The organism is Superficieibacter sp. 1612_C1 (assembly GCF_015234305.1).
Classification (GTDB): Bacteria; Pseudomonadota; Gammaproteobacteria; order Enterobacterales; family Enterobacteriaceae; genus Superficieibacter.
The window spans coordinates 17636-29698 of the sequence record NZ_JADGMI010000006.1 but is presented as its reverse complement, the minus strand read 5'-3'; the positions used below and the strand labels follow the sequence as shown (position 1 = coordinate 29698).

Below are 12063 nucleotides of genomic sequence, written 5' to 3'. Positions count from 1 at the left end.
TGCTGATTAATACCTTTCAGCGGCACTCAAATAGAAGATATGCTCCTCACGGCGTTTTCTCCCGTATGGCTTATTAATGATATAGGCAGAACTATAAAAATACGCAAATTAAGGACGCCTACATTAAATTGTAGGGGAGTGATTGATATGAATTTTTGTGACGGAGTTCAAGGAAAATAAATGACGCGGCGGCAGGTAATGGGTTGTTTATTCAAGGTTTTTTGGGAGGGGGCGAAAAAACGCTGTCTCAGGTGTATTAAGCTTTAAATTTTCTCTGTGTGGTTACTACCATTATATAGGGGAGGTAAGCATACTCTCCAGACAGGATGGCCCTTTGCTTTTAAGAGGTTTGTTTCGTGATAGGGGGCCTGGATGATCGGTTGCGCGGGGGATGAATTATCAGTTTGTGTTAACTGAAAGGATTCAACACGCAGGGGGAAATAAAGAGCTACTTTTGAAATATAACTTTTTATACAGCCAGCATTTATAAGCCAGTGATATACAATTAATTATTCCATGTTGTCAGTGGTGCCCTCCTTTTCCTTGTCCTTTCAGCATTGAAAGCTCCTTTTCAACAAATAAGGCGCGTTACCTGGTTTATATATAGTAACTCGGATTTATTATTTCTATTTTAATTCTTTCATTTGACTGTAATGAGAGTGATGAAAGAGGGTGGATTAAAAATTTCCTATATGACTTTATGAGATTTATTCATATGGGATAGGTTACCTGCCGCGCTTATGACTTTCATTATAACAATATCTGGTACGTCAGACGCTTGCTGAACACCAGCTAGTTTCTTCCTGCTCATTACTGGAAGGCATAGTAAAGCGCCTGTGCGGGAACGGGAGTATTGATGAGCATACGCGCCTTACCTGAGCACACGGGTATGTGATTAGCTTGTCTGATACACCGCCAGCGGAAAAACGGCGTCCGTGGTTGGTTAAAGCTGGCAGCTTAGATAAAAAAAATGCCCGCAGAGCTTGCGCCATGCGGGCTTTCGACTTCTATGGATGACTCTAGGATTGGATTTGAAGGTTTTTGGCTGGCGGAATCTGAATAATGTGCGCAAAAGCATGTAAAATTTGGTTTTTATCCAATTCAAGTTTGTTTGGTGTACCTAAACGTGTACCAATCCTACTTATCAACTTACAATCTGATGTTAATTAAGTCGATTTTTCGGTTGAACATCGTCATGACCTATTATGTAAAATTCTGCACCAGAAGCTCTAATTGCTGATTCAGCGCTCACTAGCAAAACGTCAAGCTGTTTCCTTATGTTAGATTGAATATTTCTATCATAGTAACTTCTCATTGTGTGAGGTTGCACAATTATCACCCTAAACTTGATCTTACTATTCTTTTCAAGTGCCTCGATAGCGTTTAAAAATGAGTTATGATCACTTGTTTTATTATTATTCCAGCAAAATTTTGTGGCAGCATTGTCGGCCCGTTCTCTAAGATCATTTATTAGTTTTTTCCTGCTAATGTATCGAAGGTTTTTGATTGCTTGATTTAAAACTATATCATGGGCACCAACTGATATTCTTCGTTCTGGACTTTTTGAGTTTGCAGCTTTGACATGAACTAAGGAAATGTAGATTCTGTCTTTATACTCATCAATATGAATAAAATCAGCTTTTTCTCCCGCTCCATCATCGCAGAATAACCAACCAGAGGGTTTATCAGTTGTAATGAAGTTTTCATGTGAATCCCAAAGCCCACTCCAATGATGCTTCATCCAACAAAATAGAGATTTTTGGTTACCGATTTTATCTAGTGCTACTATTCCATTGATTTCTGGTTTTTCTTTTGAAATGTCAAAACCTTCAAAGTTAGCCCATATAAAATTGCTATAAGCAACATCACGATATTCTGTTTTGAAAACTCTACTGTTAATTATTGCATGCCCTGACTCATACCAGCATTTAATTAACTCTGAGTATTTAAATGTATTGGAGAAATATTCGATCTCAGCTTTTTTTCCTTTTTTAGGGATTTTTTCAATTACATCGAACTCGACTGTATAGTCCAATATTTTTGGGGCCACCTTTATTTCCCCAATGCATAATAAGTCTTTGAATACTTCTAGATTTATGTCAGGTGAGTTTAACGTATCCAAAATCTTAAAAGTATATGTGCTTTTAATTGTATGCAGTCGTTCGACTTTGCTCTCACTTAGATCGTTTCTATTGAACTCAGGATCGAGAAATGATAAGTCATAAACATTACTCACTCCTTTCATTTCTGCAACTGGTATGGCAAGTATGCTGATTGGGTTTTCGACTTCATTTTTGTTCTTATCAATTGTATCTATTATCTCAATTACTCTATCTTCAAATGTTTTCCAATCCTTACATGGGCCTCTCCATAAAGATGACTTATATGGGTTTAAGCCAATTGTTTTTTCTGTACCATCTAAGGATGTTCTAACTGCTGACATTACAAAGGATTGATCTTCGAGAGGATTTAAAGTATCAGCCACATTTTCTCCGCCTAAAACTTTCGAGTCAGCTTTAAAACTCTCTCGACCATGGGTACCCAATAGCCACAGCATTTTTATATTATCTTCATTAATGAAAAGATAGTTAAGCTGAGTAATATTGATTACTTTTAAATTAGGAAGTAACGGTGTAAAGAAGTATGCTCTTATCTCATCTTTTAAACCTTTTTCAGACATATAGAATGCGAATGTGTTATTTAGGTTGAAGGTAATGAAAACATGGTTTTCAACATCGGTTAGTGTATTTCCTGAAAACCAACTTGGATTTTTTAAAACTTCATAATGAGTATAAAAAATAAGAGCTTCGCCAGAAGAATCCTCTTTAGTAGGATTCATTTCAACGATCTGTTCTTTCCGCCCTTCTGTTTGGATTATACTCACAATTTTTTCATGGGTTTCAGCTGCGCTTATAGTTTGATGACTCATCCCTAGTAGTATTGAGAGAAAGGGCTTGATTTGTAGTTTACCAACTGCGTACATAAGAAAAGTCTCTATTTATTCATTAATATTTTTTAATGTAATCTATAAGCAGTCAGTTGATCAAACAGTGATCAATGTCGATTTTTGCGTACGAGACAAGCGAACAAAAATGATTTTATGGAAAAGTGTTCATACTATTCACTTTTGATGTTAAGTCTTTTAAATCATCTCGTTAGGTAGGAATGGTTAAGGTGTATGGCTACACAGGTGTTCACTTAAAGTGATCACTATGGTTTGGAACGTAAAAAACCGGCCTGAGCCGGTTTGTATTGTGTGGATTTATTTACTGCACGCGGGCTGCCAGTAGGCCTCAATGTCTCTGTGCAGCGTGAGATTGGTTTGGTCGCTGTTATTCGTTCTGCGCTTTAGCAGGATGCGCTCATACTCCTTCAGGGTCTGCGGTACCGCCTGCCTAAATGCGGTCAGGCTCAGCGGATGCTGGTGACCGTGCGACTTCATAAACGAAAGATAGGCATGATAGAGATAGAGCTTCGGATTCAGCGGGCGGATGGCGCTAATCATTAACAGGCCGGTAGCTGTGCTTATCGGCATCAGGTAAGCGCAGAAATCGACCAGCGGGTCAGCCTGGCGCTTCATCTCCAGCGACTCGCCGGACGTCTGCTGTGCCTGTCACAACTCGCGGGCTTCTTCCGGTTTACTGAAACACTTCATCAGATGGCGAACGATGACGGCCAGCTCGGTGCTGATCTTATCCAGCAACTGCGGGTCACGCTCTTTTGCCAGTATCACATCCGGGAAAGTCAGGATCGCCCGGCGACGTGACAAGCCGCCGCTGCGATCGCGGAAGCGCATCGGGTTGTTGTTCATCGCCAGAATTACCGCCGGGATGTGCGTTGAATAGGCGTCACGGTATTAGGGGGCGATTGCCACGGCATCGCCGCCAATTATCGCCTTGATGCCCGCGCCATCGCCGCTCCATTTCTCCTGGTCAGGGAGGATAATCAGCAAGAAGCCCACCACGCTCGCGCGAGGATTCCAGCGTGTTAATTGGTGGCTGATATAGTGTTGTCTTTTCCGGTCAAAAGTGTGGTTATCGAGGCCACCACGCTTTTACCGCTGCAGCCGGGGCCGGTGACCTTGAGAAACATCTGACAGTCATAGCGATTTGTCAGCAGGATCAGTTTGACATACTCAAAGAACGTGTCAGTTTCGGCAATTCTTCTGGCCGCAGCGTTGGCATGTTTTGCTTTTTGGGTTTCTCAAAAGCCATAACTACATCTGATGCAGGATTGGCGTCAATAAGGTCGGTATTGACTGCATAAATCATTATCTCGTTTACACGCTGCACTAAACGGTGAACAGTCTCCAGCGCACCACATGCTTTGATGGGTTCTAATGTTTTAACAATTGTTCTTGCCTTTATCTCCTGAACGGATATCTAGCCTATAGCAGGGAACACATCTTTCTCCAGCAACCGCCAAATATCCTTCGCGTAATCCTCTGTGACGCTTTTGCTCTTAAGCTGAAACCATTTTCCCTGCTGCAACGGAGAAAATGCTATCAAGCTCGATCTGGTGTTGCTCCGATACATCTTCTTGTTTCTTCTGAGAGTCAATCCCTTATGCAAGCAGAGACAAGTATTGGTCACGCACTTGTCTTGCGACAGCGAGCGTTAAGGCTGGTTAAGAGTCACGGCTGAGATTTGTACGGCTGCTACTTGCTGGCTGCTGGTATCGGAAACGCTACAGCTTTTTACCCGATGTTTTGATCAGCAGGAAAAGGCCGTCGCCATCATGAAGCGTGAAGTCTTTCTCTTGATGCTTAGCTTTTAGGATTTCGTTATTGATGAGGGGGCGTGTCATCCGCGTCATGACTGGTTTCAGGTGGATTATCTCAAGCAACTACAGACACAAAAAAGCCCGCAAGGCTTGCGCCATGCGGGCTTTCGACTTCTATGGATGACTCTGGAATCATCTTCGAAGGATTTTGGTGGAGCTGGCGGGAGTTGAACCCGCGTCCGAAATTCCTACATCCTCGGTACTACATGCTTAGTCAGTCTTTACATTCGCCTGGCACCTGCGGACAGACACGCCACTACCAGACTAGCCTGATTAGTTTTAACGCTTCAACCCCAGGCAAGGCATCCACGCGATCTCTTTTGGGTTTGACCTCTCTTTGATCCCCGTCTTAAGAGCGGAAGCTAGGGAGAGAGGGCTCTCAGCAGGTTATTAAGCTGCTAAAGCGTAGTTTTCGTCGTTTGCGACTATTTTTTTGCGGCTTTTTACGAGGCAAACCGCCCCTCGGCATGCACCTTGGGTTTCGCAAATCCCGTCGAATCCAGAATCAGCCCCAATGTGTTACGTTGAGTATAACAGATTTGTGACGTTTGATGCCAGTCTCTGTCACGTAGTTTATAAGCATTTATTCTTGCTTAATAAGTGTACAAAAAGTAGCAGTTACAAAGAGATAAGCGCAGAGGTGTCAACGATAAGGGGGATTAACTGAAGAGAAAAAAGCCCGGTCGTGTAGTGCTGACGACCGGGTGACGGACTTATCGTCCCGCATGTTTCATGATGCGGGCTTTATCGACCTGCCATTCACGCTCTTTGATATCCGAACGTTTATCATGCTGTTTCTTACCTTTCGCCACGCCGATTTTGACTTTGCACCAGGCATTTTTCCAGTATAACGAGAGCGCAACGACCGTGTGACCTTCCCGGTTGACCCGGCCATACAGCGTATCCAGTTCGCGCTGGTTGAGCAGCAGTTTACGGGTGCGAGTGGGATCACAAACGACGTGTGATGAGGCAACCATCAACGGGGTAAAGTTCGCGCCAAACAGGTACGCTTCGCCATCTTTCAAAATGACATAGCTATCGCTAATGTTAGCTTTACCGGCACGCAGGGATTTTACTTCCCAGCCTTGTAGCGCCAGGCCCGCTTCAAATTCATCTTCGATAAAATATTCGTGACGGGCGCGTTTATTCAGCGCAATGGTGGCTGATCCAGGTTTGTGGGATTTTTTCTTGGTCATAGTATCCTGAACATCGCTAATCTGATCTTAATCGGCCTCAACTCTCCTTCGAGGCGTAATGAGGTATCTTAGCACGAGTTGCGGCAGAGCGTTTTTTTTAACGTGTGATAAATGTTATTATTCTGGTGTGTAAGTTCCTGGGAATCGCTATGCCACAGATTAATCGTACTGCTCTGGTCCCTTTCAGCGCGGAGCAGATGTACCAGTTAGTGAATGACGTGGACTCTTATCCTGAGTTTATTCCGGGGTGTACCGGCAGCCGGGTGCTTGAGTCCGGGCCAACGCAAATGACGGCGGCTGTCGATGTCTCGAAAGCCGGGATTAGCAAAACCTTTACTACCCGTAATACGCTTAACAGCAATCAAAGCATTCTGATGCATCTGGTTGATGGGCCGTTCAAAAAACTTATTGGTGGCTGGAAGTTTACGCCGCTCGGTCAGAATGCCTGCAAAATCGAGTTTCAGCTTGATTTTGAGTTTACCAATATGCTGATTGAACTGGCGTTTGGCCGTATTTTCAAAGAGCTGGCGGCAAGTATGGTGCAGGCTTTTACGACGCGCGCCAAAGAGGTTTACAGTGCCGGGTAAGATTGAGGTCTCAGTTGCCTACGGCTTTCCTGAGAAGCAGTATTTGCTGAAGGTGATGCTGGAAGAGGGTGCTACGGTAGAAGACGCTATTCGCGCCTCTGGCCTGCTGGCGTTGCGTACTGAGATCGACCTCAGTCAGAGTAAAGTGGGGATATACAGTCGTCCGGTAAAATTACAGGACCCTGTCCACGATGGCGATCGGGTTGAAGTTTATCGTCCGCTGATTGCCGACCCCAAAGAACTGCGTCGTCAGCGTGCGGAAAAGTCGACAGCGAATAAATAGTGTCAGGTAACAGCTGTTTTAACAAAAAGGTGCCTTCCGGCACCTTTTTTTCACTTTATTTCTCGCTCGTCAGCGCGGGTTTGTTGTCGATGTTCGTTAACGTGCCGCTGCTGTTAAAGGTCAGGGTCAGCGTCTGCTGAGTCACATCTTCATGCCCTGGCTGCTGGCGGAATACGTAGAACCAGGTATTGGTGCCAAACGGATCGGACATCATCGGCGTACCCAGAGCATAAGCAACCTGCTGTTGCGTCATACCGACACGAATTTTTGATACATCGTTAGGTGCCAGATAGTTTCCCTGGTTGATGTCAGGGCGGTAAACCACTCGCTCCAGAGTGGAACAGCCTGCGGTCAACATCAGAAGAACCGCTGCGGCAGCAGTCAGCGTTTTACAGCGCATAGTGATTTGATTCCTTTTCGGGCCCGAGCAGTACGCGGCTCATATGTAATATGCCGATGATAATAGACCTTTAACCACTTTAAAACCTTTGATACCTGGTCATACGGCGATTTTATCGTGAACTCAGACTCCCGGATATCAAAAAAGTTTACGCTGCCAGCAGTTCTTTCGCATTTGCCAGGGTATTGCGCGTGACTTCGCTACCCCCCAGCAGACGCGCCAGTTCCTGTAAACGAGCGCGTTTATCCAGCGGCTGCATATGAGTTTCGGTCATTTCACCATCGGTTTCTTTGCTGACGACGAAGTGGTGATGTCCACAGCCCGCGACCTGCGGCAGGTGAGTCACGCACATCACCTGGGTGGATTCGCCCAGCTGGCGCAAAAGTTTACCGACCACGGCTGCGGTAGGACCGCTGATACCGACATCAACTTCATCGAAAATCAGCGCCGGGGTTTCCATTTTACGCGCCGTGATAACCTGAATGGCTAAGGCGATACGTGACAACTCGCCACCGGAGGCCACTTTCGCAATAGATTGCAGTGGCTGACCGGGGTTGGTGGTGACCCGGAATTCAATCCGATCCGCACCTTCAGCCGTCAGGTGATGCTCATCAAAACTCACGTCGATAGTAAACTGCCCGTGCGGCATTGAAAGCGTGTGCATACTGTCGGTGATAAGCGTTGCCAGTTCCTGCGCGCTGACTATTCTGCGCTGATGGAGCTGCCGGGCGGTTTCCAGTGCTAGTTGATGATGCTTATTAACCGCCAGGGTCAATGTTTCCAGCGAATCGGCCTGATCGTCGAGCTGTTGCTGTTCGTCGAGCAGCGACTGATGAAACGCGGGCAGTTCTTCCGGGCTGACATGATGTTTACGTGCCAGGTTAATTTGCCGTGAGAGACGTTGTTCCAGTTCAAACAGACGATTAGGATCGAGATCCAGACGATCGCTGTAGTGACGCAATTCTTCGCTGGCTTCACCAATCTGGATGCTGGCTTCTTCGAGCATATCCAGCACGCCTGAGAGCTTGTTATCCATGCTGACCAATTCGCTAACCAGCTGTTTTGCCGTGTACAGCTGGCTTTGCAGATTGGCATCTTCACCGTCTGCCAGCAAATTCAGGGCCTGCTGGCTGGTACTAAGCAGTTGACCGCTGTTGGCGAGGCGTTTGTACTCTTCGTCGATCTGTTCAAACTCACCGGCCTGTGGATGAAATTCGTTAAGCTCTTTGAGCTGATACTGAAGCAGTTCCGCACGCGCGGCGCGATCGTGGCTTTGCTGCTGGTGCTGTGCCAGCGCGCGGCAGCTTTGGTGCCACTGACGATAATGCTCTGTCATCCGCTGGGTGAGCTCGACTTCGCCTGCGTAACCATCCAGCAGATTTTTTTGATGATCTGGCTTAATCAGAAGCTGATGGGCGTGCTGCCCGTGGATTTGAATCAGGAGTTGACCCAGTTCACGCAGCTGTGACAGGGGAACGGCGGTGCCGTTAATGAAACCACGAGAACGCCCGTCGCTACTGATAACGCGGCGCAGTAAGCACTCGCGGCCATCTTCAAGCTGGTTTGCTTCGAGCCAGCGCAGCGCAGCCGGGGTGTCTTTCAGGGAAAAACGGGCGCAGAGGTCGGCGCGGCTGGCACCTGCGCGGACCATGTCGGCCTCGGCGCGGCCACCAAGGCACAATCCTAACGCATCAATCGCAATAGATTTACCCGCGCCGGTCTCACCGGTGATAGCGGTCATCCCGCTGTGAAAATCGATTTCAAGCTCACGAACGATGGCAAAATTGCTGATGGTAAGTTGTGCCAACATAGCTGCCTTCCTGTATGAAAAACCATGACTGTGTTTACGTACAGTATAAACTGGTTTTTTATCCAGTAAAGATCCGCGATGCTAAATCAGAATAATTTTTTCGACCAGCCGAGTTTGGTGCTTAGCGTATTGAAATAATTGTAATCTTTAGGATGGATTAGGTTGAGATGGTAATCGCTACGGCGGATTAACACATCTTCATCTTCCTGAATCGGCAGCGCGATTTGGCTGTCGCAGCTGATTTCAAGATCGCTGCCATGCTGTGAAAAGCGCAGGCGAATAGTGCTACTGCTGTTAATAACCAGCGGGCGAGCGGAAAGCGTATGAGGAAACATCGGCACCAGCGTTATTGCATCCAGTGACGGCGTCAGAATGGGGCCTCCGGCGGAAAGTGAGTAGGCCGTAGAGCCGGTAGGCGTAGAAATAATCAGGCCGTCCGAGCGTTGCGAGAAGGCAAACACTTCATCAATATACACTTCGAACTCAATCATATGGGCGACTTTACCAGGGTGCAGGACCACCTCATTAATCGCCGTGCTGATCCGCTTCTGGCACGCTTTCTGACAAACCTGCGCCTCGAGCAGAAAGCGTTTCTCGGTAATGTAATCGCCTTCCAGCACATCGGCCAGTTGCTGATGGGCGTTATCCGGGTCAAGATCGGTAAGAAAGCCCAGATTGCCACGGTTGATACCGATGACTTTGATGTCATAACGGGCCAGCGTGCGCGCCGCGCCCAGCATATTGCCATCACCGCCGACCACCACCGCCAGGTCCGCCTGCTGACCAATCTCCGCCAGCGTTCCCGTGCGTACCTCACTTAATTTAAGTTCGCGGGCAATTTGCTGCTCGATAATGACCTCATAGCCCCGGGAGCAGAGCCAGCGATAGAGCATTTCATGTGTGGTGAGCGCGGTAGGGTGACGCGGATGTCCGACAATACCAATGCACTTGAAATGAGTGTTCATTTTCTGGTGGTCCTTGTGCCAATGATTGATGACAATGTGAGTGCTTCCCTTGAAACCGGGAAACCGATCCCCATAATAAGCGAAGTTAGCGAGATGAATGCGAAAAAAACGCGGAGAAATTCATGAGTAGTAAAGAACAGAAAACGCCTGAGGGGCAAGCCCCGGAAGAAATTATCATGGATCAGCACGAAGACGTTGAGGCCGTTGAACCAGAGGCTTCTGCTGAGCAGGTGGATCCGCGCGATGAAAAAATTGCGAGCCTTGAAGCGCAGTTAGCGGAAGCGCAGACGCGCGAACGCGAAAGTTTGCTGCGCAGCAAAGCGGAAATGGAAAACCTGCGTCGTCGTACTGAACTGGACATTGAGAAAGCGCACAAATTTGCGCTGGAAAAATTTGTCAATGAACTGCTGCCAGTGGTGGATAGTCTGGATCGCGCGCTGGAAGTGGCGGATAAAGCGAATCCGGATTTGGCACCGATGGTTGAAGGTATTGAGCTGACGCTGAAGTCGATGCTGGATGTCGTGCGTAAGTTCGGCGTTGAAGTTATCGCCGATACTAACGTGCCGCTGGACCCGAACGTGCACCAGGCGATTGCGATGGTGGAATCTGAAGAGGTTGCCGCCGGTAATGTGCTGATGGTGATGCAGAAAGGTTATACGCTGAACGGTCGTACGATCCGTGCAGCGATGGTGACGGTCGCGAAGGCGAAAGCGTAATCTTGCGGGCCGGGTTTACCCGGCCCATTTATTCACACTACTCTTTCACGCTCTCGCGCAGCGGTTTCACCGGGATCACCCGCACCTGCTTAATCATATTGTCCTGCACGTCCAGGATATCAATATCGTACTGACCAATGCGTACTCGTGTTTCAGCCGCCGGGATCTCCTCCAGCGCTTCAAGCAGCATGCCGTTTACGGTACGCGCATCCTCTTCCGGCAGATGCCAGTTAAAGGCTTTATTGAGTTCGCGCACGTTGGCACTACCGTCGATGATCACTGAACCGTCGTTTTGCGGGGTAACTTCTTCCGCAAGCGTTGGCGACATCGAGGTGGTGAAATCGCCGACAATCTCTTCGAGGATGTCTTCAACCGTCACCAGCCCCTGAATATCGCCGTATTCATCTACTACCAGGCCGACTTTCTTTTTATTGCGCTGGAATTTAATCAGTTGCGTGCTGAGCGGGGTACCTTCCGGCACATAGTAGATTTCATCTGCCGCGCGCAGCATGACCTCTTTGGTGAACTCTTTTTTCTCCTGCATCAGCCGCCAGGCCTCGCGTACCCGCAGCATACTGATGGTGTCATCCAGCGAGTCGCGGTACAGCACGATACGCCCGTGAGGAGAGTGGGTAAGCTGACGGACGATGGATTTCCAGTCGTCGTTAATGTCGATGCCGACGATCTCGTTGCGCGGGACCATAATGTCGTCCACGCTGATCTTCTCCAGATCCAGTATCGACAGCAGCATGTCCTGATTACGCCGTGAGATCTGCGAGCGGGATTCGTTAACCAGCGTGCGCAGTTCATCTTTGCTGAGCGAACCGCTGATCACCACATCCGTTTTGATACCCATCATGCGCATCAGTAGTCGGGTAATGGTGTTGAGAAGCCAGACCAATGGCATCATTAGGATCTGTAAGGGGGCCAGCAGGACGCTACTGGGGTAAGCCACTTTTTCAGGGTAGAGCGCGGCGATGGTTTTAGGCAGCACCTCAGCAAATACCAGCACCACAAACGTGAGGATACCGGTGGCAATTGCTACGCCTGCGTCACCATAAAGACGCATCCCGACAATGGTTCCCAGTGCAGAGGCCAGGATATTGACCAAATTATTACCAATCAACACCAGGCTTATCAGTCGGTCAGGTTTGCGTAAAAGGGCTTCCACGCGCTTTGCCGGGCGATAACCTTTTTTCGCCAAATGCCTCAGACGATAGCGGTTCAGCGTCATCATGCCGGTTTCAGAACCGGAGAAATAAGCGGAGATGACCACCATGACGATCAGGGTTACGATCAGCGTGGTGGTAGAGATGTGTTCCAG

9 protein-coding genes, 1 other RNA gene and 2 pseudogenes are annotated in these 12063 nt (G+C 47.8%); 3 read left to right on the top strand and 9 right to left on the bottom strand.

Features of this window, described 5'->3' with window-relative positions:
• Window positions 1-1162: 1162 nt before the first annotated feature.
• The 5 genes and pseudogenes from INT84_RS19360 to smpB all read right to left on the bottom strand — a co-directional run bounded on the left by INT84_RS19360 (window position 1163) and on the right by smpB (window position 5978).
• Window positions 1163-2983 carry a hypothetical protein gene (locus INT84_RS19360; protein ID WP_194208113.1) on the bottom strand — a complete coding sequence of 607 codons (1821 nt, stop codon included), beginning with the start codon at window positions 2981-2983 and terminating at the stop codon, window positions 1163-1165.
• 279 nt (window positions 2984-3262) lie between these two features.
• Window positions 3263-4122: pseudogene (locus INT84_RS19355) on the bottom strand (primase-like DNA-binding domain-containing protein); the annotation flags it as partial.
• Window positions 4123-4124: 2 nt separating this feature from the next.
• Window positions 4125-4815, bottom strand: a pseudogene (locus INT84_RS19350) (integrase arm-type DNA-binding domain-containing protein); the annotation flags it as partial.
• Window positions 4816-4931: 116 nt separating this feature from the next.
• Window positions 4932-5295: a transfer-messenger RNA gene (ssrA, locus tag INT84_RS19345) on the bottom strand.
• Window positions 5296-5495: 200 nt separating this feature from the next.
• Complete coding sequence (smpB, locus tag INT84_RS19340; protein ID WP_194208112.1) at window positions 5496-5978, bottom strand: SsrA-binding protein SmpB; 483 nt, start codon at window positions 5976-5978, stop codon at window positions 5496-5498.
• Between the two features lie 149 nt (window positions 5979-6127).
• Between smpB and INT84_RS19335 the strand changes: the two genes are divergently transcribed.
• Both INT84_RS19335 and INT84_RS19330 read left to right on the top strand, forming a co-directional pair.
• Window positions 6128-6565: a type II toxin-antitoxin system RatA family toxin gene (locus INT84_RS19335; RefSeq protein WP_228066370.1), complete on the top strand. Its 438-nt coding sequence runs from the start codon at window positions 6128-6130 to the stop codon at window positions 6563-6565.
• The gene (locus INT84_RS19330) at window positions 6555-6848 is read left to right on the top strand and encodes an RnfH family protein (protein ID WP_194208111.1); all 294 of its coding nucleotides are present in this window, start codon (window positions 6555-6557) and stop codon (window positions 6846-6848) included. The genes INT84_RS19335 and INT84_RS19330 overlap by 11 nt, the downstream gene beginning before the upstream one ends.
• Window positions 6849-6903: 55 nt before the next feature.
• Here INT84_RS19330 and bamE read toward each other — a convergent pair whose 3' ends face one another.
• The 3 genes from bamE to nadK form a co-directional block, all read right to left on the bottom strand.
• On the bottom strand, window positions 6904-7248 hold the full coding sequence (gene bamE, locus INT84_RS19325; protein ID WP_194208110.1) for an outer membrane protein assembly factor BamE: 345 nt from the start codon (window positions 7246-7248) through the stop codon (window positions 6904-6906).
• 148 nt (window positions 7249-7396) lie between these two features.
• Window positions 7397-9058: a DNA repair protein RecN gene (gene recN / locus INT84_RS19320; protein WP_194208109.1), complete on the bottom strand. Its 1662-nt coding sequence runs from the start codon at window positions 9056-9058 to the stop codon at window positions 7397-7399.
• A gap of 86 nt (window positions 9059-9144) precedes the next feature.
• The gene (gene nadK, locus INT84_RS19315; protein WP_176916912.1) at window positions 9145-10023 is read right to left on the bottom strand and encodes an NAD(+) kinase; all 879 of its coding nucleotides are present in this window, start codon (window positions 10021-10023) and stop codon (window positions 9145-9147) included.
• Between the two features lie 122 nt (window positions 10024-10145).
• Between nadK and grpE the strand changes: the two genes are divergently transcribed.
• The gene (gene grpE, locus INT84_RS19310; RefSeq protein ID WP_194208108.1) at window positions 10146-10739 is read left to right on the top strand and encodes a nucleotide exchange factor GrpE; all 594 of its coding nucleotides are present in this window, start codon (window positions 10146-10148) and stop codon (window positions 10737-10739) included.
• A gap of 37 nt (window positions 10740-10776) precedes the next feature.
• Here grpE and INT84_RS19305 read toward each other — a convergent pair whose 3' ends face one another.
• A complete protein-coding gene (locus INT84_RS19305; RefSeq protein WP_194208368.1) occupies window positions 10777-12063 on the bottom strand; it encodes an HlyC/CorC family transporter in 1287 nt (428 codons plus the stop codon).